This is a genomic window from Soonwooa sp. (assembly GCF_030151385.1).
In the GTDB taxonomy this organism is placed as follows: Bacteria; Bacteroidota; Bacteroidia; order Flavobacteriales; family Weeksellaceae; genus Soonwooa.
The window spans coordinates 1-24,398 of sequence record NZ_JASLDS010000071.1 but is presented as its reverse complement, the minus strand read 5'-3'; the positions used below and the strand labels follow the sequence as shown (position 1 = coordinate 24,398).

General features: G+C 35.3%; 25 protein-coding genes. 7 read left to right on the top strand and 18 right to left on the bottom strand.

Annotation, left to right across the window (positions count from 1 at the left end):
- Positions 1–8 precede the first annotated feature (8 nt).
- The 6 genes from Q1V95_RS13395 to Q1V95_RS13370 form a co-directional block, all read right to left on the bottom strand.
- Positions 9–1,337, bottom strand: a complete 1,329-nt coding sequence (locus Q1V95_RS13395) for an exopolysaccharide biosynthesis polyprenyl glycosylphosphotransferase (protein WP_300674927.1) — start codon at positions 1,335–1,337, stop codon at positions 9–11.
- Between the two features lie 75 nt (positions 1,338–1,412).
- Positions 1,413–2,045, bottom strand: coding sequence for a 7-carboxy-7-deazaguanine synthase QueE (locus tag Q1V95_RS13390; RefSeq protein WP_300674925.1), 633 nt, complete (start codon positions 2,043–2,045; stop codon positions 1,413–1,415).
- Positions 2,038–2,922, bottom strand: a complete 885-nt coding sequence (locus Q1V95_RS13385; RefSeq protein ID WP_300674923.1) for a bifunctional 5,10-methylenetetrahydrofolate dehydrogenase/5,10-methenyltetrahydrofolate cyclohydrolase — start codon at positions 2,920–2,922, stop codon at positions 2,038–2,040. Before Q1V95_RS13385 ends, Q1V95_RS13390 begins: the two co-directional genes overlap by 8 nt.
- A gap of 35 nt (positions 2,923–2,957) precedes the next feature.
- Positions 2,958–3,788 (bottom strand): class I SAM-dependent methyltransferase, encoded by an 831-nt coding sequence (locus Q1V95_RS13380; RefSeq protein WP_300674921.1) that lies wholly within the window; start codon positions 3,786–3,788, stop codon positions 2,958–2,960.
- Complete coding sequence (gene pgi, locus Q1V95_RS13375; RefSeq protein ID WP_300674919.1) at positions 3,782–5,431, bottom strand: glucose-6-phosphate isomerase; 1,650 nt, start codon at positions 5,429–5,431, stop codon at positions 3,782–3,784. Before pgi ends, Q1V95_RS13380 begins: the two co-directional genes overlap by 7 nt.
- A 109-nt stretch (positions 5,432–5,540) precedes the next feature.
- Positions 5,541–6,443, bottom strand: a complete 903-nt coding sequence (locus Q1V95_RS13370; RefSeq protein WP_300674917.1) for a DUF4349 domain-containing protein — start codon at positions 6,441–6,443, stop codon at positions 5,541–5,543.
- A gap of 218 nt (positions 6,444–6,661) precedes the next feature.
- On the opposite strand from Q1V95_RS13370, the gene Q1V95_RS13365 reads away from it, so the two are divergent.
- Positions 6,662–8,020, top strand: coding sequence for an acyl-CoA dehydrogenase family protein (locus tag Q1V95_RS13365; RefSeq protein WP_300674915.1), 1,359 nt, complete (start codon positions 6,662–6,664; stop codon positions 8,018–8,020).
- Positions 8,021–8,029: 9 nt separating this feature from the next.
- Positions 8,030–8,542: a peptide-methionine (R)-S-oxide reductase MsrB gene (gene msrB, locus Q1V95_RS13360; protein WP_300674913.1), complete on the top strand. Its 513-nt coding sequence runs from the start codon at positions 8,030–8,032 to the stop codon at positions 8,540–8,542.
- 80 nt (positions 8,543–8,622) lie between these two features.
- On the opposite strand, the gene Q1V95_RS13355 is transcribed toward msrB, so the two are convergent.
- The 3 genes from Q1V95_RS13355 to Q1V95_RS13345 form a co-directional block, all read right to left on the bottom strand.
- Complete coding sequence (locus Q1V95_RS13355) at positions 8,623–11,031, bottom strand: TonB-dependent receptor (RefSeq protein ID WP_300674911.1); 2,409 nt, start codon at positions 11,029–11,031, stop codon at positions 8,623–8,625.
- Positions 11,032–11,048: 17 nt separating this feature from the next.
- Positions 11,049–11,441: a heavy metal-associated domain-containing protein gene (locus Q1V95_RS13350; RefSeq protein ID WP_300674910.1), complete on the bottom strand. Its 393-nt coding sequence runs from the start codon at positions 11,439–11,441 to the stop codon at positions 11,049–11,051.
- 67 nt (positions 11,442–11,508) lie between these two features.
- The gene (locus tag Q1V95_RS13345) at positions 11,509–11,889 is read right to left on the bottom strand and encodes a hypothetical protein (protein ID WP_300674908.1); all 381 of its coding nucleotides are present in this window, start codon (positions 11,887–11,889) and stop codon (positions 11,509–11,511) included.
- A gap of 323 nt (positions 11,890–12,212) precedes the next feature.
- Between Q1V95_RS13345 and Q1V95_RS13340 the strand changes: the two genes are divergently transcribed.
- The gene (locus tag Q1V95_RS13340) at positions 12,213–13,004 is read left to right on the top strand and encodes a murein L,D-transpeptidase catalytic domain family protein (RefSeq protein ID WP_300674907.1); all 792 of its coding nucleotides are present in this window, start codon (positions 12,213–12,215) and stop codon (positions 13,002–13,004) included.
- A gap of 49 nt (positions 13,005–13,053) precedes the next feature.
- Here Q1V95_RS13340 and Q1V95_RS13335 read toward each other — a convergent pair whose 3' ends face one another.
- The 8 genes from Q1V95_RS13335 to Q1V95_RS13300 form a co-directional block, all read right to left on the bottom strand.
- A complete protein-coding gene (locus Q1V95_RS13335) occupies positions 13,054–13,527 on the bottom strand; it encodes a hypothetical protein (protein WP_300674905.1) in 474 nt (157 codons plus the stop codon).
- Positions 13,528–13,556: 29 nt separating this feature from the next.
- The gene (locus Q1V95_RS13330; protein ID WP_079667711.1) at positions 13,557–14,243 is read right to left on the bottom strand and encodes a response regulator transcription factor; all 687 of its coding nucleotides are present in this window, start codon (positions 14,241–14,243) and stop codon (positions 13,557–13,559) included.
- Positions 14,244–14,307: 64 nt separating this feature from the next.
- Positions 14,308–15,846, bottom strand: coding sequence for a HAMP domain-containing sensor histidine kinase (locus Q1V95_RS13325; protein WP_300674900.1), 1,539 nt, complete (start codon positions 15,844–15,846; stop codon positions 14,308–14,310).
- A 152-nt stretch (positions 15,847–15,998) separates the two neighbouring features.
- Positions 15,999–16,343, bottom strand: a complete 345-nt coding sequence (locus tag Q1V95_RS13320; RefSeq protein ID WP_079667709.1) for a hypothetical protein — start codon at positions 16,341–16,343, stop codon at positions 15,999–16,001.
- Between the two features lie 50 nt (positions 16,344–16,393).
- Complete coding sequence (locus Q1V95_RS13315) at positions 16,394–16,558, bottom strand: hypothetical protein (RefSeq protein ID WP_300674897.1); 165 nt, start codon at positions 16,556–16,558, stop codon at positions 16,394–16,396.
- Between the two features lie 20 nt (positions 16,559–16,578).
- Entirely contained in the window at positions 16,579–18,612 is a 2,034-nt protein-coding gene (locus Q1V95_RS13310; RefSeq protein WP_300674895.1) for a S9 family peptidase, read from the bottom strand.
- Between the two features lie 84 nt (positions 18,613–18,696).
- Complete coding sequence (locus Q1V95_RS13305; RefSeq protein ID WP_300674893.1) at positions 18,697–19,437, bottom strand: uroporphyrinogen-III synthase; 741 nt, start codon at positions 19,435–19,437, stop codon at positions 18,697–18,699.
- Between the two features lie 24 nt (positions 19,438–19,461).
- Positions 19,462–20,103 (bottom strand): DUF4271 domain-containing protein, encoded by a 642-nt coding sequence (locus tag Q1V95_RS13300; RefSeq protein ID WP_300674891.1) that lies wholly within the window; start codon positions 20,101–20,103, stop codon positions 19,462–19,464.
- A gap of 117 nt (positions 20,104–20,220) precedes the next feature.
- Between Q1V95_RS13300 and Q1V95_RS13295 the strand changes: the two genes are divergently transcribed.
- Genes Q1V95_RS13295 through Q1V95_RS13280 form a run of 4 tightly spaced genes read left to right on the top strand, consistent with a single transcriptional unit; the run spans position 20,221 to position 23,558 of the window.
- A complete protein-coding gene (locus Q1V95_RS13295) occupies positions 20,221–20,937 on the top strand; it encodes a polyprenol monophosphomannose synthase (protein ID WP_300674889.1) in 717 nt (238 codons plus the stop codon).
- A gap of 4 nt (positions 20,938–20,941) precedes the next feature.
- On the top strand, positions 20,942–21,304 hold the full coding sequence (locus Q1V95_RS13290) for a DUF4296 domain-containing protein (RefSeq protein WP_300674887.1): 363 nt from the start codon (positions 20,942–20,944) through the stop codon (positions 21,302–21,304).
- Positions 21,305–21,314: 10 nt separating this feature from the next.
- Positions 21,315–22,448 carry a tRNA guanosine(34) transglycosylase Tgt gene (gene tgt, locus Q1V95_RS13285; RefSeq protein ID WP_300674886.1) on the top strand — a complete coding sequence of 378 codons (1,134 nt, stop codon included), beginning with the start codon at positions 21,315–21,317 and terminating at the stop codon, positions 22,446–22,448.
- A 15-nt stretch (positions 22,449–22,463) separates the two neighbouring features.
- Complete coding sequence (locus tag Q1V95_RS13280; RefSeq protein WP_300674884.1) at positions 22,464–23,558, top strand: LptF/LptG family permease; 1,095 nt, start codon at positions 22,464–22,466, stop codon at positions 23,556–23,558.
- Here Q1V95_RS13280 and Q1V95_RS13275 read toward each other — a convergent pair.
- Positions 23,552–24,265 (bottom strand): biotin--[acetyl-CoA-carboxylase] ligase, encoded by a 714-nt coding sequence (locus Q1V95_RS13275; protein WP_300674882.1) that lies wholly within the window; start codon positions 24,263–24,265, stop codon positions 23,552–23,554. The two genes, Q1V95_RS13280 and Q1V95_RS13275, sit on opposite strands and share 7 nt — an antisense overlap.
- Positions 24,266–24,398: the final 133 nt, after the last annotated feature.

The following is a 24,398-nucleotide window of genomic DNA, read 5'->3' as shown; positions in this document are numbered from 1 at the left end:
TGTGGAGATTATCGTGCATTTTTATCTCCAACAATTACCAAGAAAATGGTTTTTAGTAGTATAACAAAATCTAGGCTAAAACTCCAGTTTTTAACATAAAAGGCATCAGCAAGTGCTCTTTTTTTCATTTGGATATTCATATCGCCTTCGTCGCCACGAAGTCCATTGACTTGTGCAAGACCAGTAATACCTGGCTTTACAAGACTTCTAATGGCATAACGACTAATTTTTGGTTTATAAAATTCATCAACCAAAAGCATATGTGGACGTGGCCCAATAACAGACATTTCTCCTCTGATAACATTGATAAATTGTGGGAGCTCGTCAATGCTCGTTTTTCTTAAAAACTTACCAAGTTTAGTGATTCTTTTGTCACCAACTTCTGTCGTTTTTTTTGTGGAATCCGCATTGTTAACCATAGTTCGGAATTTCCAACATTCGAAGACTTCCTCATGGTAGCCGTATCTTTTTTGCTTAAAAAACACAGGCCCTTTACTATCTAGTTTTATTAGGATAGCAATAATAGGGAATAACCAAGAGCAAATTCCCGCAAGAACGATTAATGAAAAAACAATATCGAAAGTACGTTTTAATAATGAGTTGGTGAAAAACTCTAAAGGGTACTTTGTTGGTGATAAGACAGGGAGTGTTACAATATAGTTAATGTCGTACTCGAAAAAATTATTCTGAATAATGTTAGGAACCAAAGAAATTTTAACCTTGTTGTTTTCCGCTTCGTAAAAAATTTTCCGTTCCAGAATTGGATCGATGCAGTTTTCAGATGGTAAAAAAATGGTATGTATTCCTTCTTTTTTCCAAAAATCAACAAGGTTTTCAATATCGATTTTTCCAGTTGGAAATTCATATATTTTATAACCGTAATCTGGTCTAGTTTCAATAATATCTCTAAGAATTTCGGTTGCTGAACTTTCTCCAATAAACATCACATTTCGATGGTTTTTTCCTAAAGTCCGGATATACTTTAATAAAGAAAAAATCAAACTCTTAAAAGGAATCATCACCAAAAGCATGAAGCCTGCGAGATAAAAGCGTTCAGTTTTTAAGAAATCATTATTGCTTACCTTACCAAGTAAGATAACACCTAGAAAAAAAATGAAAATATGAACAATAATCCTTTCTAGATAACTGGTAAAAGTTAAACTTCTAGGGACATGATACAATTTTGTCCTACCACTTAGTAAGATCCAAAAAAGACATAGTAAGGCTATGGAAAGTAGGTTTTGTTCTATCTGATTTTCATCGTACTTCCATTCGAAATTTCGATAATAAAATATCACAAAAACTGACGCCACTAGAATCATATCTAATAGTATCATGAGACTTTTGAAATATCGAGAATATCGAAGTTTTTGCATCTACATTAAAATCAATCTGCTAATATAATATTTTTTTTAAGGAATGTTTAAATATTTATGAGTTTGTATTGAAGAACGCCATTCTGGATGTTCCAAAATAAAGTCTGTTATCTTTGGATAGTTAGCATCTTTTTTACTCCATTCACTTTGTAAGAAAAGCTCACAATCGGTATTTACTTTTGCAGCTTGCTCTTCAGCAAATTTAATATCATTATTGTTAAACACAATGACTTTTAGTTCGTTTGCTTTTTTGTAAATGTCTTCAAGGGGTAGTCCTGTTTTCTTTGGAGAAAGCGTAATCCAATCCAAATGTCCAGACATTGGATAAGCGCCAGAAGTTTCGATGTGGATTGTGCAACCTAATGATTTTAATTTCGATGTCAAAATTTCTAAATTCCACATCAATGGTTCTCCACCAGTTAGTACAATGGTTTTGCAGTGTTTTGCAGCGGTTTCTGCAATTTCTTCTGTCGACATTAGTGGATGAAGTGTCGGGTCCCAACTTTCTTTAACATCGCACCAATGGCAACCAACGTCGCATCCGCCTAATCTTATGAAATAGGCTGCTTTTCCTGCATGAAATCCTTCTCCTTGAATAGTGTAAAAATGCTCCATCACTGGGAGCATTTTTCCTTCTTTTAATAATAAATCTTCTTGTTCTTTAGTCATTATAAACTGAAGTTTTGTAAGCGATAAGTGTGTTTTTCATTAACATCGCTCGTGTCATTGGGCCAACACCACCTGGTACTGGCGTTATCCAACTTGCCTTTGCAGCGCAACTATCAAAGTCTACGTCGCCGGCTAGATGATAGCCTTTTTCCGAATCATCATCCACACGTGTAATACCAACATCAATAATTACAGCGCCTTCTTTGATCATATCTCCTTTTAGGAAATGAGGATCGCCCAAAGCAGTAATCACAATATCTGCTTTTTTAGTATATTCTTCTATATGTTGTGTGTAAGAATGTGTCAACGTTACTGTCGAATTTCCAGGGAAGTCTTTTCTTCCCATCAAAATACTCATTGGTTTTCCAACGATGCGACTACGACCAATAATTACACAGTTTTTTGCTTTTGTTTCAATATTGTAGCGCTCCAACAAGGTTAAAATTCCAAAAGGAGTTGCTGGCAAAAAGGTATCCATTTCTAAAGCCATTTTTCCAAAATTCTCTGGGTGAAAACCATCGACATCCTTTCTTGGATCAATTGCCATAATAATCTTTTCTTGATCAATCTGCTTTGGTAAAGGCAACTGAACAATAAAGCCATCCACTGCTTTTGACTTGTTAAGCTCATCAATCTTTTCTAAAAGTTCAGCTTCAGAAACTGTACTCGGAAATTTGATTAAACTTGAACTAAAACCAACTTCCTCACAATCTTTAACTTTACTATTGACGTAAGCTTTACTTGCACCATTGTTACCAACCAAGATGGCAACCAAATGTGGTGCACGTCTTTTGCTGGCTAAGATTTTTTCGACTTCCTCGCGGATTTCTTGCTTGATTTCTTTTGAGACTTTTAGTCCGTCTAAGATTTGCGCCATTTTTCTTTCTTTTTACTTTTTATATTAGATTCTTTTCACTTCTTTTTTAAAATCAAAACATCTTGGAAATCTCGATCTTTTCTGTCGAGACTGAAATCTCTCCAAAAACCAACGATATGTTGTTCGATTTCCAAACCTGCGTCATTAACCATTTTTTCCAAGAACGAATACTCGAGGGCTATGTTCGCGCCTTGTACCTTTTCGTCTAGTAAACGATAGCCTTCTTTTTCATAAGGGAATTTAAAGCCTGGGAATGTACTTAGATTTTCATTTTTCTTATAAATAAAAAATGTCGCTAAACATTTACCATCTTTTTTTAAAACACGGTGGATTTCTTTAAGATAATTATCAATTTCGCTAACCCTCATGTGTGTGAAGACTGAGAATAAAAACGATTTATCAAACAAATTGTCTTGATATGGAAATCTGAAATTCTCAGCTTTTCCTTCATACTCATTGTATAAATCATTATTTAATGGTACGAACTGGAATTTGAAATTCGGAAAATCTTTACTGATTGTTTTCTTACACCAGTCAACCCCTTTTTTTACAACATCAAAACCGTCGTAGGTGGCGTCCTTACTAAGATATTTAGTAAGGTGAATCGCTGTTCTTCCCATTCCGCTACCTATATCTAGTACCTTGTCGTCAGGATTTAGCTCTACATATTTTTTTAGTAAAGATAGTTGTTCTACTCCTTTTTGTTTGAAATCACCAGGTCCAATAAAAATATCTCCTTTCTTAGGAATGTATTTTTCTCTCTTACCTGTAATTCCTTCATAGAAGTCAATCGGAGAATAATATAGTTTTCTAACAAAAAAACGATACTTGGGAGACAGTTTATAAAAAAGATTTCTTTTTAACATAGTTTAGTTTTCATATAATAATTCATCAAAGCATTGGTTGAAGAGTCGTGGCTTGTAACTTCTTGATTGTCTTTTAATTCGGGTAGAATTTTATTGGCTAAAACTTTTCCTAGCTCAACGCCGAATTGATCAAAACTGAATATATTCCAAATCACACCTTGTACAAAGATTTTATGCTCATAAAAAGCAATCAATTGACCCAAAGTGTAAGGTGTTAATTCTTTGATTAAAATTGAGTTAGTTGGCGTGTTGCCAACAAATATTTTATAATTGATGAGCTTCTCAATATCTTCTTCCGAAAGTCCTTGATTCTCAAGTTCTAATAAGACTTCTTCTTCAGTTTTTCCAAATGCTAAAGCTTCCGTTTGAGCAAAAAAGTTAGCTAAAAGCTTGTCTTGATGATCAGAAACATTATTGCATGATTTTGAAAACGCAATAAAATCTGACGGAATCAATTCTGTGCCTTGATGGATCAATTGATAAAAAGCATGTTGTCCATTGGTACCAGGCTCGCCCCAAATAATAGGTCCCGTTTCATATTCTACAAAATCACCATTTCTGTCCACCGATTTCCCGTTGCTTTCCATGTCGCCTTGTTGTAGATAAGCGGCAAAACGATCTAGATATTGAGAATAGGGTAAAATCGCATAAGTTCCCGCAGCATAAAAATTTCGGTACCAAATCCCCAAAAGTCCCATCAACACAGGAATGTTTTCTTTAAAATCTTTAGTTTTAAAATGAATATCTGTTGCCTCAGCGCCTTTTAATAGTTGTTCGAAATTATCGTAACCAACTGCCAAAACAATGCTTAGTCCAATTGCACTCCAAAGTGAGTAGCGTCCACCAACCCAATCCCAAAACTCAAAAGTGTTTTCGGCTAAAATTCCGAATTCGTTAACTTTTTCTGTATTTGTAGAAAGCGCAACAAAATGTTTTGCTACGTCAGCGTCGCTAGCTCCAGATTTCAAGAACCAATCTTTTGCAGACTGCGCGTTGGTCATGGTTTCTTGCGTTGTGAAAGTCTTTGAAGCAATGATAAATAAAGTCGTTTCTGGATTTAAGTTTTTAACAACTTCAGCGATGTGATTGCCGTCAACATTCGAAACAAAATGAACATCCAATCGTGTTTTAAAATGTTTCAAAGCTGAGCAAACCATTACTGGACCAAGGTCTGAGCCACCGATTCCGATGTTGACAACATCCGTGATTTCTTTTCCTGAAAAGCCTTTATGTTCGCCAGAAATTACTTTTTCTGAAAAAGCTTTCATTTGGTTCAAAACCTTTTTGATAGCAGGTTTTATGTTTTCGCCATCTACCAAAATTGGTGTTTCCGAAAAATCGCGCAAAGCAGTATGTAGAACGGCTCTGTTTTCGGTTTCGTTGATTTTTTCACCAGAAAACATTTGTCCAATTGCTTCCTTTAGTTGCGTCTCTTCTGCCAGTTTTAACAATAAATCCAAAGTGCGCGAATCGATAAGGTTTTTGGAGTAATCGAAAAGCAAATCTTCCGTTTCAATAGAGAATTCTTGGAAGCGTTGTGGATTGTATTTGAAAAGGGTTCTCAACTCAAAATCGTTGTTCGCGAAATGACTTTCGAGGTCTTCCCAAGCTTTGGTATGAGACGGATTAATTTTTGGAAGCATAATCACAAATGTTTTTAATCTACAAATTTACTGAAAATTCGTCGGATGAGCTTGTAGATTTTTATGCTTTTCTAAATAAAAAATTCCGCCTTGGTAGACGGAACTTTCATTATGATTTATGCTCTTTTGAAAAACGATTCAAGAAGAATTTCTTTTTGTTTAAATATATTAAACCTGCAATTATTAGTAAAATTGGCCAAATAGAAACCAAGAAAACCACAATCTGTTGAATCATATAAAATCCTTCTACCAAAGCATTTTTTAACTCAAATCCGAAATTGCTTTTGAATTGATTATCATAGTTTTGCGTGTTGGCGATTGGGATTTGCGCGACACTAACATTTGGTTCTTTTAGATAAATGTCAACAGTACTATATTTCAGTTGGTCTGCGATATTGATGTTGGCAACTTTTTGGTCGTTCGCTTCACGATAATTGTCATCAGCAAGTTCAACTTTGTCTTTGGTGGCTTTCAGTTGATTGATATTTTCTTCTTTCTTTTGTTGACGCTGTGCGTCTAGTTTTGCTAAAGCAATATTTGCGGTAACATCATCGGCATTGATAATTCTTGCATTTAGAAACAATTTGTTTTGGTTAATATCATTTAGAAAATCACCTAAAAATTCGGTCGGAACACGAACTTGCATGCTATTTTCATTTTGATATTTTCGAACTAAAATCGCGTCTGTATCAGAAGTGTTAAATGTTCGTTCTGAAACTGTTTGTGCGCGCATTTGACTTTTCGTAACAAAACCACCCAACTTCACCAAAGACTTTTCTATGGCAACAGAAGCATCATAGACGTTTTTGACTTCCATATCAATGTTAGCCGTTTTGATGAATTTCTTACCTTCAACTTGTTGAGATGCTGCAACAGAAGCGCTATCCGTGGTTGCCATTTCTGCTTTAGACATTTCCATTGTGGAAGCTTCTGCGGTTTCGTGTTTTTTACATGAGATAAAGCTTAAACTAATAAATGCTGCTGCGATAGAGGTTTTAATAACTGATTTCATAATATTGGGATTTTAGAATTGTGATAAAGCTAAACCCAAACTGAAATCTTCTTCTTGTAAGCTTTTTGTTTTTTAGTTGTAAAGCTTAGTTTACAATTTTAAATAATTGAAAATCTGTGTTTTGTAAAATGTTTGCAATTTAATTGTATTGATAAAAAACATAATATTGTTAAATTTTAGGAACAAAATTTGTTCTTTGGTTTTCAAAATCACAGCTTATGTCTTCTACATTTTCAAAAATCAAAAATATAATAGAACTTCTTCGTCATTTGGATATCGAAAAAATTTCTGAAATCTCTGCTAAAGTTGACCTTCCAAAATTGGTAAATAATGTTTCTCATTTAAGTGAAAAACAACTAGGCGCAATGATGAAGATGATGGACCCTAACAAAAAGGAAAAAGTTCTTCCAGAAATTGATGGCGACTTTTATGACATCAATCACACTTTACTACCAGAACATCGAGCGATTCAATTAAAAGTTCGTGCTTTTATGGAGCAAGAAGTGAAACCAATTGTCAATGATTATTGGCTTCATGATGAGTTTCCGTTTCAGTTAATTGAGAAATTTAGAGAGCTCAATATTTGTGGCGTGACTTACGATGGTTATGGTTGCCCGAATTTACCATTTTTAATGGAGGGAATTCTCGCTATGGAAATGGCTCGTGTTGATGCGTCCATTGCAACATTCTTTGGTGTGCAATCGGGATTGTCAATGGGTTCCATCTACATGTGTGGCTCGGAAGCTCAAAAAGAAAAATGGCTTCCTGCAATGCAAAAATTTGAAAAGATTGGCGCTTTCGGTTTGACGGAACCCGAAGTTGGTTCTGGTGCTGCTGGAGGATTGACAACGACTTGTAAAAAAGTTGAAGGTGGTTGGATTATTAATGGACAGAAAAAATGGATTGGTAATGCAACCTTTGCGGATGTAATAATTATTTGGGCTCGCGATGTTGATAGTGATGAGGTTAAAGGTTTTATCGTCGAAAAAGATAATGCTGGTTTTGTGGTTGAAAAGATTCGCGGAAAAATGGCACTTCGTATTGTTCAAAATGGTTTGATAACCTTGACGGATTGTTTTATTCCAGACGAAAATAAATTAGAAAATGCCAATTCTTTTAAAGATACCGCCAAAGTTTTGCAAATGACAAGAGCAGGAGTTGCATGGATGGCTGTGGGATTGTCGCGTGGCGCCTACGAAAATGCCCTCGAATATACGCGAGAAAGAAAGCAATTTGGAAAACCAATTGCAAGTTTCCAAATGATACAAGGACATTTGGTGGAAATGTTATCCAATCTAACGGCGATGCAAACGATGGTTTTCCGACTTTCCGAAATGCAAGATGAGGGAATTTTAAAAGACGAACACGCTTCTTTAGCAAAGGTTTTTTGCACTATGAGAATGCGTGATATCGTAAGTCGCTCTCGTGAAGTTATGGGCGGCAATGGAATCTTGTTGGAGCATAATGTGGCGCGCTTTGTTGCAGATGCCGAGGCAATTTATTCTTATGAAGGCACTAAAGAAATTAACTCGTTAATTGTTGGTCGCGCTATTACAGGCTTCAGTGCTTTTGTCTAAATTTGTACAATGAAATTTATTTTTTCATTTCTAATTTTTATAAGTTTGATTAATTGTAGTCAAACGCAACAACCTATTAAAACTACCAAAAAAATGGAACATCAAGATAATCCTTACTTTTCGAGAACGGATAGAACTAAATTAAATGTCAGCAATGACGAATGGAAGAAAATTCTTTCGCCCGATTTATATGCTGTAGCGCGAGAAGCTGCAACCGAGAGACCTTTCACAGGGAAGTATAATGATTTCGACGCTATTGGCGACTATTATTGTGCGGTTTGCGGAAATCACCTTTTCCGTTCGACTTCGAAGTTTGCAAGTTCTTGTGGATGGCCAAGTTTTTTTGAAGCTGATAAAGAAGGTGTCATTTATAAAAGAGATTCTTCTCACGGAATGGAGCGCATCGAAGTTTTGTGCAAGCGTTGCGATTCGCATCTTGGGCATGTTTTCAACGATGGGCCACCACCAACAGGAACGCGTTATTGCATGAATTCCATAAGTTTGGATTTTGAAAAAGATTAAAATTTAATCCATAAAAAACAAAAGGCTGCTTCATATTGAAACAGCCTTTCTTGTTTAAGAAGTTTTTGTATTTAAAAATATTAAAACTTAAAATCGACACCAACATACATATTGATTCCCATAATTGGAGCATAGACCATTCCGCCGTCAAAGTTGTTGCCGAAAGGGTTTTTCGCATCAAGAATTGCATGATGTTGTTTGTAATTTGTTAAATTCTCGCCACCCACATACAATCTAATCTTATCCGTAAAGTTTTTAGAAACTTGTGCATTAAGCGTTGTATAAGGCTTCGAGTAATTTCCTAAGTGTGTTGCAGCGCTGTTGTCATCCATATTCGGAAGTCGTTGCTCGCCAATCCAATTAAGTGTCGCATCAAAATTCCAGAAACCTCCTTTTTCGGATTTGTTGGTGGCGTAGGCTGCGTTAAAGAAAGCTCTGTGTTTCGCCATGAAAGGCACTTTCTTTAATCCGCTGATGTAGTCTGTTGCCACATCGTAATATTTGTAAGCCAAACGGAAGTCTAGATTTTTCGCTGCATTAATGTCCCACTGTGTTTGGAAACTTGTTGCAAAAGATTTTCCATCAAGATTATAGAATAAAATTTTGTGCGCCGATTGATCAAGGTCAACTACAACTTGATCTTGGAAATCTGTTCGGAAAATATCAGCAACAAGGCTAGTTTTTCTGTTAAATAACTTAAATTCTTGTTGTAAGCTAATGCCATAGTTCCAAGCGATTTCTGGTTTTAGACCATAGATTTTTCCACCATTGTCAATAATTTCGATTTGACGATTCGAAGCGAAATATTGTTGGTTTTCTGCAAAGATATTTGCAGTACGGAATCCGCGACCTCCTGACAAACGCAAAATAGTCTTTGGCGTGATGTCATACTTAAAATTAAGTCTTGGCGTGAATTGCGTTCCTGCCAAATTATGAAAATCCACTCTTGCACCAGCAACCAAAGTATATTTGGTCCCTGTCAAAGTATATTCCGCGAAAAGTCCAGGTACCGTTTCTTGACGTTCAATATTTTGGGTTAAATAGTCTTCGTTGTAATTATCCAATAAGAAACTTGCACCAACTTTGTACTTGTGATTGGTGTTTCCGATAATACTTTCAAAAATTAAATTGGAGTAAAAAGTAGATTGTTTTCCAAAATAATTTCTAAATCCGAAAAAACTATCTTGTTGATGATAAGTAAACTGATTCATCCAACCCAAACTTTGGTAAGGTTTTCCTTTAAAAACATAACCCGTTTTATTCCAAACCTGAAATCTCGAAATGTCAATCCCAACGCCGTAAAGTTCTTGCTCTTTTTGAGAAAGTCTTTTGTTATAGCCAATTTGTCCAGCTGTTCTTTGATCCTGCAAGAAGTTAACGCCAAAGTGCGAGCCCAAACCAGAATGATCAAGATCATTGTAATTTAACAAGTACGAAACATTAAGTTGAGTCCCTTTTGGACGATCCAGAAAACCATCTTTGTTCATGTCAGTATTTCCTAATGTTGCATTACCATGAAGCAAAATACTTTGATTCCAATGTTCTGAAAGTGCAGAAGTGTGCGTGATGTTGGCTTCTGTTCTTCCCTCGAAATCAGCAAAAAGATTGATTTCTGTTGCTGGTTTTTCGTCGTGAGATTTTAGAAGTTCGGTGTTGATTTGTCCTGTGATACTTTCGTAACCGTTAACAACCGTGCTTCCGCCTTTTGTTAGTTGGATGCCTCCAATCCATTTTCCTGGAATAAAATTAAGTCCATACGCAGACGCCAAACCACGAATTTCTGGTAAAAGCTCTTTGGTCAGACTTGTGTATTTTTGGTCAAGACCTAACATTTTGAGTTGTTTGGTTCCAGTAACAGCATTACTAAACGAAACGTCAACTGTTGCATTGGTTTCAAAACTTTCGGAAAGGTTACAACAAGCGGCTTTTAACAATTCTTTAGAACTTATATTAAATGTTAAACCCACTTCTTTTTTGCTAAGCGCCGTTGCTTCTTTGGCTTTAGTAACGGTTACACCTGCAATTTCGTTTGACTCTTTCGCGTGATTGTGACCAGCGTGTTCGTCTTTAACATTTGCATTCGTTGTTTCCGTTGGCATTTCTTCTTCCTCGTCGTCCATGTGGACTAAAGGATTTTTCTCGCCCCATTTGAAGTTACGGTCATACAAACAACATTTTGGAAGTTTGTTATAGGTTTTGTTTTCGGAAGTATATTTTTCGTTGTCGTGTCCAACTTCGGCAATATGTTTAAGGATTTTGTCAGCTGAAGTTTTATTAGCATCAAAAGTTAAATAGACTTTTTGCTCATCAGCTTTCCAATTTGCGTTTGTGCTTCCAGCTTCTTTGGCTGCACTTTCGATACGCATTTTGCAAGAGATACAGTTACCTCTCACATAAAAAGATTCGGTTTTAAGTGTTTCTTGTGCCCAAATTGTTATGGAACAAAGTAGCATAACAAAAGTGAGAACACTTTTATTTAAAAATTTCATTTGAAGATTTTCTCGGATTATTTTAATTCACAAACTTTGCTAGCATCGCACTCATGAGACATCTTTGCAGAATTGTCAGGACGCTTGTATTGACAACATCCGTGTAGGTCGGAATATGCTTTGTCCGCAGCGCGATAAACTTGGTTGTCGTAACCTGCTTCAGCAACATTTTTAAGAACCGCATTTACATTAGGTTTCTCTGTATTGTAGCTAACTGTTAACATCTTGGTTTTTCTGTCCCAAGTTGCAGATTCGACATTTTTGTCAGCCTTGGCTGCTGTTTCGATGTTGTCTTTACACATGGCGCAATTGCCCTCTACACGATAAGTCTCGGTTTTGGATTGTGCCGAAAAGTTTGAAAATAAAAATATTGATAGGAATAGAATCCCTGATTTAATAATAGATTTCATTTTTAAAATAGAATTAATTGATAAAATTTTTGACCTGAAAAACCTGTTCTCAAGTATTTTAAAACAATTAAGCTATTTTGGGCGGTTGCCAGATATTAAAGAAATTATTATTGATGAAAATCGAATTGTATTCGAAAGCCTTTTTAGAATTGATTTGTGCTAAAAGATTATCTTTTGCATCAAAATCACTCACAAACAAAGGCATATAGCAACCATGACAAGTATGACATTGCGGGCAATGGTCTTGGCAAGAATTTTTGGAAGTGTCAGAATTGTTTTCTGAATGGCAACCGCTGTCATCATCAGAATGTGATGTACAACAGTCGTCAGCAGTGCTGCTCATTTCACAACATGCGTCTTCGGTAATAGAAAGCTCGATAACCTGCATTGGAAAAACCATACTTCCCAAACAGAATAGACTAACGAAAAATAATAACTTTCTAAACATTAAGAATTCTAATTGCGGGACAAATTTAGTAAAAATATTATTGATAGAATTTCGTTTCTTGTTTATCCGAATTTTAACAAGGCTTATTTTTAATTGTTTAAGAAAAAAACTAAGATTTTGATTGAGCAATCAGTGCGTGGTTGGAAAATTTAATTTGATTACCTTGAATCTAAAGTTTTTCTTAGTGTTAAAAGCAATTCAGAATAAAATTTACAAAAAGAGATCTTAGTTAAAAAATATTAAAGTTTAGTTAAACTTCGTAACATATAATTAATTGATACTCTTATAATTGTAATTTTGCCGCGCAAATGTAAAGTATATATATGAGGAGACTTCCAATTTTTCTTTGTTCAATTTTTATATTAGGAACATCTTTTTATCCTAGTTCAAAAAAAGTACCAACTTCGACAACAACTAAAGAAATTAACAAAAATCTAGTAAGCGTCGATGCTAACAAAGAAGAAGCGAAAACAACAACAGCAGAATCGATTTACAATTCGATTTCTTTTGAAGGTAATGATGTTTTAAATTTTGAAGTTTTTAATAAAGCTTATTTAGGATTTCAAAATTTAAAAAAATCAGGCGCTCTTAATGAAGATGCAAAACTGTTAAGTATCTGCGACTTTAGCCTTTCGTCTAACAAAAAGAGACTTTGGGTTATTGATGTAGAATCAAAAACCGTGCTATTCAATTCTTTGGTAGCACATGGAAAAGGAACAGGCGAGGAATTCGCTACAAATTTTTCTAATCAAGAAAACTCGCATCAATCGAGTTTGGGATTTTATGTGACGGAAGCAACTTACAATGGCGATAATGGTTATTCGCTTCGATTAATCGGAATGGATAAAGGTTATAATGATGCTGCAATGAAACGTGCAATCGTTGTGCATGGTGCCGATTATGTAAGTGATGACTTTATAAGATCCGAAAAAAGATTAGGAAGAAGTTGGGGATGTCCTGCCGTGCCACGTGCTTTGGCGGAGCCGATTATTAACAGTATTAAAGATAAAACTTGTCTTTTTATTTATTATCCAGACCAGAATTATCTATCCCATTCGGAGTGGTTGAAGGATGCAGAACCAATATTATCAAACGAGGTTCTTGCAAAGCAATAAGATTAAATAATTGAAAGAAAGAAGCCATCAAATTTTGATGGCTTCTTTTTTATGTAAGTGGTTCACCGGCTGGAATCGCACAATCGTGATGTGGTTCTCCATGTGGTGGATTGACTGCTGGTTTGGGACCAATCGCTTGTGGACTTGCAGGTGTAACCTGTTGCACGGTTGGTGCTGGATTCATTCCTAAAGTTGGCGCTTGAGGCGCTTGCACAGGAGTAGAATTCAGTGGCTGTCCAACAGGAATATCGCAACGGTGACCTGGCATACCATGTTCTGGATTAAGACCTTGACCTGATGGAATTACAGCTTTTGCTTGTGCCACCTCGACAACTTGAGGTTGTCCAGCGACTTCCGTCTTTACTTCAGCTACAGTTGCTGCTTCATTGTTTGTACTATCTGTTTTTGCAGCTTGATTGCTTGCTGTAGGATTGTCATCGAGGCTTGACGTGATTTTGTCATTTTTCGAGCAAGAGATTACAACAAGACCAAGTAGTGCAAGACTTAAAATTTGAGATTTCATAACTTCTATTTTCTCAAATATACAAAGAATTAATTCTTTACTAAAAGTCGGAAACCTTCACCATGAACATTGATGATTTCTAAACCTTCGTCATCCTTAAGAAGTTTTCTAAGTTTAGCAATATATACATCCATACTTCTTGCAGTGAAGTAATTTTCTTTTTTCCAGATTTTTCTAAGTGCAAGATCTCTCGGCATAAAGTCGTTACGGTGTAGACAAAGCAACTTAAGAAGTTCGTTCTCTTTTGGAGAAAGCTTGTATTCTTTTTCACCAACACGCAATTGTCTTAGCATAGAGTCAAAGAAAATATCACTAATCTTGAACTGCTCTTGATCTTCGTTTTCTAGAACCGCACTTCTTTGTAGAATAGCTTTAATCTTATAAAGAAGAAGCTCCGTATCAAACGGTTTTGTGATATAATCATCAGCACCAATTTGATAACCTTTTAGGATATCTTCTCGCATGTTACGAGCGGTTAAGAAAATAATTGGTGTGTTTTTATCAATTTTTTTAACGTCTTCGGCAAGGCTAAAACCGTCTTTTTTAGGCATCATTACGTCGAAGATGCAAATGTCGAATTCTTTCTCTGTGAATTCTTTAAGACCCATTTCGCCGTCTGTCGCCAAAGTCACCTCAAAGTTGTTGATGCTAAGATAATCTTTTAGCACTGCTCCAAAACTTTGATCGTCTTCTACTAATAATATTCTGTTGCTCATAGCCTTATTATTTTAAAGGTTAATCGGAATTGCTTCCTAAATTATTTTATATTTTGATTTGTTTCTAACTCATAGGCAGCTTAACAATAAATGTGCTACCTTTTCCTTTTTGGGATTCAACTTGTATTTGTCCGTGGTGGATTTCTATAATTTTTTTAACATAAGAAAGTCCAAGTCCTTGACCTTTAACATTATGGATGTTGCCGGTCTCTTCACGGAAAAATTTCTCAAAAATCTTCGCTTTGTTTTCAGAATCCATTCCCATGCCTTTGTCCGAGATTTCGATAACATACCAATTGCCTTCATTTTTGGTTGTTATATTAATTTCTGGAGTGTCTGGCGAATACTTGTTGGCGTTATCTAATAAGTTAACCAAAGCATTCGAAATATGGAATTCATCAATTTTAAAATTATATTTCTCTGCAGTAAAGTTGGTTGTCAAAATTCCTTTTCGCTCTTCCACAATCAATTTAAACGATTCGGTAATCTTTTTAATCAACTCTCTAACATTTGTTTCTTTCAAGAAAAGTTGCATTTCGTTACGTTCTAACTTTGACATATTAAGAACATTTTCGACTTGCTTTTTCATTCTCAGATTCTCTTGTTTTATCAAGCTAGAATAGTATTTGACCTTATCAGGATCAGTCGCTATTTTGTCATTTGATAAAGAATCGGTTGCCACAGAAATCGTTGCCAAAGGCGTTTTGAATTCGTGCGACATATTATTAATAAAGTCTGTTTTGACATCGGCGATTTTCTTCTGACGCATCATGTAATTGATGGAAATAATGTAAATCCCCAAAATCGTTAACAACGACACAAAAGTCCCAACCAACATCGGCAAGTTATGACGTGCCAACGAGTAATCTTTTCTTGGAAAAACCAAAGCCAAAGTATATAACGTGTGGTCTTTGTTATCCGTAAAAAGTGGATAGGTGTAGTTTGTTTTATCTTTTTGGTCCAAATAAGTGTTATTGCTGATTGACGTTAAGTTGTTCGTTTTATCAATCACGCCAAAACCAAATTTGGTGTCAATTCCTTTTAGTTTTAATTCTCTTGTTACAACTGAATCAATGATTTTATTATCAACACGTTTTTCAATTGGAAGATTGCTTCCATTAAGTTTTGCAAAAGCTTTTAGTTGCATCGTGCTGTTATCCAAATCTTTACTGATTTGTGACGTCATCAATTCTGGTGACTGTTTTCTAATTTTATACAAACCTTCGTCCTTGTACAACTTGGTGATATTAAGGGAATCACCTTGTTTAGAAATCGGGATTTGTTGTTTTTCGATAATGCTTTTTTGGAACAAAATAGATGTTCTGTTGGCAGAATCTTTCGTCTGTTGAATATAAGTTTGGGTTGGCTGGTTGCTACTTACAATTTCGGATTTTAGGTTAGAAAAATCTTTGTTGTAATATTTGTCGACTTCAAGCTCTTGCACTTTTTCTGAGGAAGTTTCTAAGGCAGAATATACCTTGTTAGAAAAATCTTGCTCTAGCGCACCATATAATTCTTTAATCCAATATAACTGCAAAGAGACGAACACAATTAGTGATATCGTCATAAAAACAGAGATAATCGGAATGAATTTGTTGTTCATTGAATTGTTTTTGAAAAGTTAAAATTAAACGATTCTATATGCATATAACAAATATTGTGCTAAAAAAATATATTTTGTTTCTTAAATCTTATTTTTTTAACATTTTTTCGTGAATCGTTAAGCTTGTCGCTTAGAATGAATTGAAATTCAGGCTAGTCCAGCGGGATTTCTTCATCCAGAAAGTACTGTACAATTGCTTTTCGCATCAAGATACTTTGCTCGTTTGGTTTTAGTTCGGGGAGATTGTCCGTTTCGTCGTATTGCGGCCAACCATCGACATAATGCGAAAATTTGTAATAGCCAAAAGGTTCCAAAAGTCTACAAACCGCAATGTGGATGAGGTTGACTTTGTCGTCCTTGGTATATTTTTGTTGTCCACTTCCTAGCTCTTGCACGCCAATTAAGAAAAGCATGCTTTCGATTGGTGGATTTTTTTCTGTGTCAAAATTATTTTCGAAAAATGATTCTATCTTTTTCCAGATTTCTGCTTCATTCATATTCAGTCAAGTTGTCAATTTTTAATTAGAAGATACTTACTCAGCCTTTTTTAGACTTTAGAATTGTGTTCTTCTCTGGCTTGTTTTAATAATTGTTCCAGTTTTTCTTTCTTTTTATTTTTTAATGCCTCTTTCGTATTATGTCTTCTGACTTTATCAAGCTGAAGAAAATAATAGCAAATCGTAATTATAGCAAAAACTAAGAGCAGTATCATAGAACTATTTTATTTTAAAACTATAATCCTTCAATCTTTAAAAGGAAAGCATATTCCAAAGCGATTTCTTTTAAGCTTTCGAATCTTCCACTTGCGCCGCCATGACCAGATGTCATATCGGTTTTGAAGATTAATATATTATCATCGGTTTTTAAATCTCTAAGTTTTGCGGTCCATTTTGCAGGTTCCCAATATTGCACTTGCGAATCGTGGAATCCTGTCGTGATTAGCGTATTTGGATAATCTTGCGCCGCAATATTATCATATGGCGAATAAGATTTCATGTACTGATAATATTCTTCCTCATTTGGATTTCCCCATTCGTCGTATTCTCCCGTTGTTAAAGGAATACTATCATCCAGCATCGTTGTCACAACATCCACAAATGGAACTTGTGCGACAACACCAGCGAAAAGTTTTGGTTCCATATTTATAACAGCGCCCATCAAAAGTCCGCCAGCACTTCCACCCATTGCATAAAGATGTTGCGGAGAAGTATAATTGATTTCGGTTAAATATTTTCCAGCATCGATAAAGTCGGTAAAAGTATTTTTCTTTTGAAGCATTTTTCCGTCTTCGTACCATTCGCGACCAAGATATTCGCCACCACGGATGTGCGCGATTGCATAAATAAAACCTCTATCCAAAAGTGATAATCTAACATTTGAAAAACTAGCGTCAATGGTCACACCATAACTTCCATAACCATAAAGTAATAACGGTGTATCTGATTTTTTCTCCGTGTTTTTGTGATAAACTAAAGAAATAGGAATTTTTTTGCCATCACGAGCTGTTGCCCAAATTCTTTCAGAAATATAATTGTCAGCATCAAATTTTCCTCCCAAAACTTCTTGTTGTTTCAGCAATGTTGAGGTTTCGGTTTCCATGTCATATTCAAAAGTAGAATTTGGTTTGGTTAACGAGGTGTATCCGTAACGCAAAACTTTGGTGTCAAACTCTAAATTAATGCTAATGTAAGCCGTATAAGTCGGGTCTGAAAATTCTAAATAATGCGCATTTCCAGTATTATTATTGATGATTTTGATTTGTAAAAGTCCTTCGGTTCTTTCCTCAATAACGAAATAGTTTTTAAAGATTTCAAAACCTTCCAGCAAAACTTCCTCACGATGCGGAATGTAGTCCTCCCAGTTTTCTTTGCTTGGTTGCGTAACAGGCGTTGTTACGATTTTAAAATTCGTGGCATCATCAGCGTTTGTAATAATATAGAACAAATCGCCATAATGCTCAACCGAATATTCGAGGTCCTCGGTTCTCGGTTGGATAATCGTCCATTCAGCATTAACATTATCTGCAGGGATAAAGCGTTGCTCATCTTCGTTAGTGCTGGATGTTGCAATAAAGATAAAGTCTAAAGATTTTGTTTTGAACAAGCCAACATCAAACGTGTCATCTTCTTCATGATAAACCAAAACATCTTCTAAGTTGCCTAATTGATGACGATAGACTTTGTCAGCACGCAGACTTTCGTCTTTAGTAATATAGAAAATATGTTCGTTATCGTTTGCCCAAACAATTTTTCCTGTGTTGTTTTCAATTTTATCCGAATAGAATTCTTTAGTTTCTAAATTTTTAAAACTGATTTCGTAAATTCTTCTTCCAACTTTATCGCAAGAAAAAGCTAAAATTTTATTATCAGGACTTACCGTTAAACTTCCGATTTCGAAATAGCTTTGACCTTCTGCTAGCTCGTTAGCGTCCAATAGAATTTCTTCTTTTGCTTCTAGTGTTTCTTTTTTTCTAGTGAAAATAGGATAGTCTTTTCCATCTTCATAACGAACGATATACCAATATCCATTGAAAAAATAGGGAAGTGATGCGTCATCTTTTTTGTAACGCGCTTTCATTTCCTCGAACAATTCCGATTGCAAAGCTTCGGTGTCTTTCATCACAAAATCGGCAAACTGATTTTCTGCTTCCAGATATTCGATAACTTCTGGATTTTCTCGTTGATTCATCCAGTAATATGGGTCGTTTCGCACATCTTTGTGCTTTTCGATGATATGGTCAATTTTCTTTGCTAAAGGCGCTTTCATATAGAAAAACTAAAGTTCTAAATTAATAAAAAAACCACCTTCCCAATAGGTCAAGTGGTTGTAAATTTATAGATGCGTTTGATTTTATTTGTTCAAACTTCTAACGTATTTTTCAATTGCCATTGTCATAGATGGCGATTCTTTTGTTGGTGCCATAACGTCAACTCTTAAGCCTTGTTCTTCTGCTGCAGCTTGTGTTGATGGCCCGAATACTGCAATTTTTTTGTCACCTTGCTCGTAGTTAGGGAAATTTTGCTTCAAAGACTTAATCCCTTGTGGACTGAAGAATACCAACATGTCATACTCGTTAATGTCGATGTCTGTTAAGTCGCTACAAACTGTGCGGTACATAATAGCACGCGTCCAATCTACACTAGCATTGTCCAAAGTTCTTGGGATGTCATCATTAAGTACATCAGATGATGGTAATAGATATTTCTCGGTGTTGTGCTTTTTAAGAAGTGGTGTAAGATCTGAGAAAGTTTTTTCACCAAAACTAATTTTACGCTTTCTGTATACAATGTGTTTTTGCATAAAGTTGGCAATCGCTTCGGACTGGCAAATGTAACGCATCGTATCAGGCACTGTAAAACGCATTTCTTGAGCTAGACGGAAGTAATTGTCAATGGCGTTTTTGCTTGTAAAAATTACTCCAGTGTATTGAGAAAGGTCAATTTTTTGGGTTCTAAGATCTTTGGCGTCCACGCCTTCGATGTGGATGAAAGGTCGAAAATCGATTTTTATTTTCTCTTTTTTCGCAAGTTCCAAATATGGAGAAGACTCTTTGGGAGCTGGTTGCGAAACCAATATAGACTTAATTTTCATGTGTTTTTGAGTGTCTTTTATTAATTAGCTAAAAAGAAATTTCCAAAGCACGAATAAGGGTGCTATTTGGAGGGTGCAAATATACAAAATTTTATAATACCATTCGTTTGGCATTGTTTGGGGTTTGTTAAACCAATAAAGAAATATTTTTAAAATAAATAAACATAAAAGCGAAATCATTGCAATGTAGAGGTATTTCAGCTCGTCTATTGGAAAATAGAAAAAAGCAAATGACGCAATAATTAACAAAATACTAGTCAAAAAATAGTACTTGTTTGCCAGTATATAAAGATTAATTAAAAGTTTATTGTAACCCAAGCTTGTGAAGAAAAAGTAGGTGAGAATTGTTTTAACAACAAAAAATAAAACAATACTTATAAATACAAAACCGAATTTGTTGAGTGTATAACCTCCAATTTGAAGGTCTGCAATGGCTTTGGGTACAACAGGGACAAATTGAGAGAAAGTCACCGTTGCCATTACACAAAATGCAACGGATGTCAAAAACCAAGACAACACCACATTGCTACTTTCATCTATTTTTAGTTGTAAAAATTCTTTGATACTAGCATCGCGGTGAAGAAAAATAAAACTAAAAATGAAGATAAAAATACAAGCCAAGATGCAGAATATCACCCAGTCATGTTGTTCGTATAGTCTTACCACTCCAAAATTTTTGCAAAAATACGGAAATAATTAAAGCCAAATAATGATTCTTGAATTTTGATTGGTGAGATTATTGTATGCTTCGAAAATACTATCTTTGCACATTGATTTTTTTTAATGAAGAAACTGGTCATTATACCAACTTATAACGAGAAGGAGAATATAGCACGAATTATCGCTGCTGTTATGGCATTGGAGGGCGATTATGAGGTCTTGGTGGTTGACGATTCTTCGCCAGATGGCACTGCGGAAATTGTTAAATCTTTACAACAACAATATCCCAAAAAATTACATTTGACGATTAGAAAAATTAAAGATGGTTTAGGAAAAGCCTATATCCATGGTTTTCGTTGGGCGTTAAATAATGATTACGACTACATTTTCGAAATGGATGCCGACTTTTCTCACAATCCTAACGATTTGCCAAAACTTTACGAAGCTTGCTTAGATGCAGATATGACGATTGGCTCGCGATATAGCAAAGGTGTTAATGTGGTTAACTGGCCAATGTCTCGTGTGTTGCTTTCTTATTTTGCTTCTAAATATGTTCGTTTTGTTTTAGGAATTCCTGTGCATGATACAACTGCTGGTTTTGTGTGCTTTTCAAGAAAAGTTTTGGAAGGTATTGGACTGGACAATGTGAAACTTAAAGGTTATGGATTTCAGGTTGAAATGAAATTCCGTGCTTTTAAAAAAGGATACAAAATAAAAGAAGTTCCAATTATTTTTACAGACAGAACAGAAGGCGAAAGTAAAATGAATGGTGGCATCATCAAAGAAGCTGTTTTTGGTGTTTTGGATTTAAAACTAAAAAGTATTTTTGGTAAGTTATAGACTTATGAAGCGATGGTCGTTTTTGATACTATTTGTTTTGATGGCTTGTTCCGAGGTTGTGGAGAAGCCTAAAAACTTGGTGCCTGCAGACCAAATGGCAGAAATATTGGCTGACTTTGCTGTTAATGACCAGAGTTATATTATTAGTATGACCGAAAATCGTGAAGCTTCTACCAAATTTATTTTAAGAAAATATAAAATTTCCTCAAAAGATTTTACCGAAAGCTATACTTATTATGTTGCCAACGAAAAACTGGAATCTATTATTGATAAAGCACAAGAGGCTTTAAAAAAGAAAGAGCCAAAACTAGAGGAATTTATTAAGAAGAAAGAACAAGGCGAGTTGCCTCAATCTAAAGAGAACTAGAAGAAATATAATGTCGAAGTTTTTTGAAATAGAAAAGAACTCCCAAAGCAAAGCTAGAGCTGGAGTTTTACATACTGATCATGGCGATATCCAAACGCCAATTTTTATGCCCGTTGGTACTGTTGCAAGTGTTAAAACGGTGCATCAACGTGAGTTGAGAGATGATATCAATGCTCAAATTATTTTAGGAAATACCTACCACTTGATGTTGCGTCCGGGGATGGATATTATGCAACAGGCTGGTGGTCTTCACAAATTTATGAATTGGGAACGTCCAATCTTGACGGATAGTGGCGGTTATCAGGTTTTTTCACTTTCTAAAAGTCGCAAAATGACAGAGGAAGGTGTTAAATTCAAGTCGCATATTGATGGTAGTTATCACTTTATCTCTCCTGAAAAATCGATGGAAATTCAACGTCAGATTGGCGCTGATATTTTTATGGCTTTTGACGAGTGTACGCCTTATCCTTGTGAGTATAATCAAGCGAAATTGTCTATGGAGCTGACGCATCGTTGGTTAAAAAGATGTGTGGATTGGACTAAAGAAAATGAAGAACTCTACGGACATAAGCAAAGATTGTTTCCGATTGTGCAAGGTTCGACCTACTCGGATTTAAGAAAAATTTCTGCGGAAGTTATTTCGGAAGCAGGTGCCGAAGGTAACGCCATTGGCGGACTTTCTGTTGGCGAACCAGAGGAAGAAATGTACAGAATTACCAATGAGGTGACTGATATTCTTCCAAAAGACAAACCGCGTTATTTGATGGGCGTTGGTACGCCTTGGAATATCTTGGAAAGCATTGGACTTGGTGTTGATATGATGGATTGTGTAATGCCTACAAGAAATGCTCGTAATGCGATGTTGTTCACTTGGCAAGGTGTTATCAATATGAAAAACGAAAAGTGGAAAAATGATTTTTCGGCTTTGGACGAGTTTGGGACAAGTTTTGTTGATAGAGAATACAGTAAAGCTTATGTTCGACACTTGTTTGTTGCTAAAGAATATTTGGCAAAACAAATTGCATCAGTTCATAACTTGGCATTTTATCTAGATTTGGTAAAAGTTGCTCGTGAGCATATTATCGCTGGTGATTTTTACGAATGGAAAGATGCTATTATTCCACAATTGAAACAAAGACTTTAATTTTTCGTAGACTTTATGAAAATTATTGACCGATACATTATCAAAAAATATTTGGGCACCCTCTTTTTTATGTTGGCGCTCTTATCGATTATTGTATTGGTTATCGATGTACAAAGTAAAACGCCGCGTATTGAAAACAATGGTTTTTCGGTAACTTACTTTTTGGTGAATTTTTACCCTTACTGGATCCTGAATCTCATCGTTACCTTTATGTCGATTCTGGTTTTTATATCGGTGATTTTCTTTACGTCGCGATTGGCAAATAATACCGAAATTGTCGCCATTATTAGTAGTGGCGCTAGTTTTCATAGATTTGCAAAACCTTATTTAATCGCATCTTTGATTATTGCGGGTTTTGCGTTGGCGACCAATCATTTTATTTTGCCGTGGGCGAATATCAAAAAGAATAAATTAGAACCATATACTTACAACCAAGTTAACAAAGATGAGTTGCTCGGAAATGTGACGATTGCGACAAATCTTAATCCGTTCGAGTATATTTTTATCAACAATTATAACCGCGAACAGAAGAAAGGTTTCGGGTTTTTATATCAAAAATTTGATAAGAATAAGAAGTTGGTTTATCAATTGATTTCCAATGATGTTACTTGGGAAGAAAAGTCAAAATCCTTTTTGCTAACAAGTTACATGGAGCGTTGGGCGCAAAAAGATGACACTGAAAAAATTGCCAATGGTGATCAGAAAAAACAAAGTTTTGGATTGCCGCCAGAAGAGCTTTTTCCTGATAGATTGGTAGGGCAGAACAAAATCACACCCGACTTGATAAAATTAATCGAGCGCGAAAAAATAAAAGGAAATAACAACGTCAATACGTTCTATAATGAGCTTCATCAAAGAACGTCGATGCCTGTATCGATTATTATTTTGACGTTTTTGGCTTTGTCCTTATCATCACAAAAGAAACGTGGTGGACTTGGGATTAACTTAGCAATCGGTATTGGACTTGCTTTCGTATTTGTATTTTCGTTTCAAGCGTTGAGTGTTGTTTCGGAGAACAAAAGTATGTCACCATTATTGGCAATGTGGCTCCCGAATTTAATTTTTGGACCGATTGCATTTTACCTTTATTGGAAACGCGCCAATCAATAAAGCAATTCGACTTGTTTGTGAAAAACGCGTTGTAGACCATCTTTTTCAAAATCAATCCAAAGATAAGCATCTGCATCAGCGTATTTTATTATGCCATTTTGTCTTGTGTCATTTTTGACAAAAACAGAAATTTCATTTTTTCTAAATAAATGATTGTTAAAGCTATCCAAAATATCTTTGTCTGAAATTGGTTTTAAAATTTCATTTTTAAAGAATTGATGGAATTCTTCAGTGAATTTTTTTAAATCAAATCTTTGTCCAGTTGTGCTTAGGATAGAGCCTGCCTTAGGCAATACATCATAGTTTTCTTGCAGAATATTAAGACCAATCCCAACAATGAAATAACTTTCGTGCTCGACTTTTTTCTTTTCGATCAGAATGCCACAGAATTTTTTTTGATTCAGAATTAAATCATTTGGCCATTTTATCATAACCTCGCTTTGGGTCATTTTGGCTACAAAATCGCGTACAATTAATGCGGTACGATAATTGAAGCTGACATCGTCAAGATCTATGTTCTTTGTTTTGATAGCAAAAGTGTAGGCAAGATTTTTGTCTACTTGGATGTTCCACACATTTCCGTATTGACCACGGCCTTGGGTCTGGTTAAAACTGTACAATGCCAAGTCTTCTGGCGTATTAATTAGTAAGTCAAGAATCTCTTCGTTGGTAGAAGTGACTTCAGATTTGTATATTAGTTCGGTCATTTAAGAAAACTTTAAGACATCCAAAGCTAAGAAGACAAAGCTTAAATAGATTAAAATCAATAAATTTGCAGATATATAATTTTTGAATGAGTAAAAATACAGAAAAACAACTATTAGTAGAGAAAATAATAGA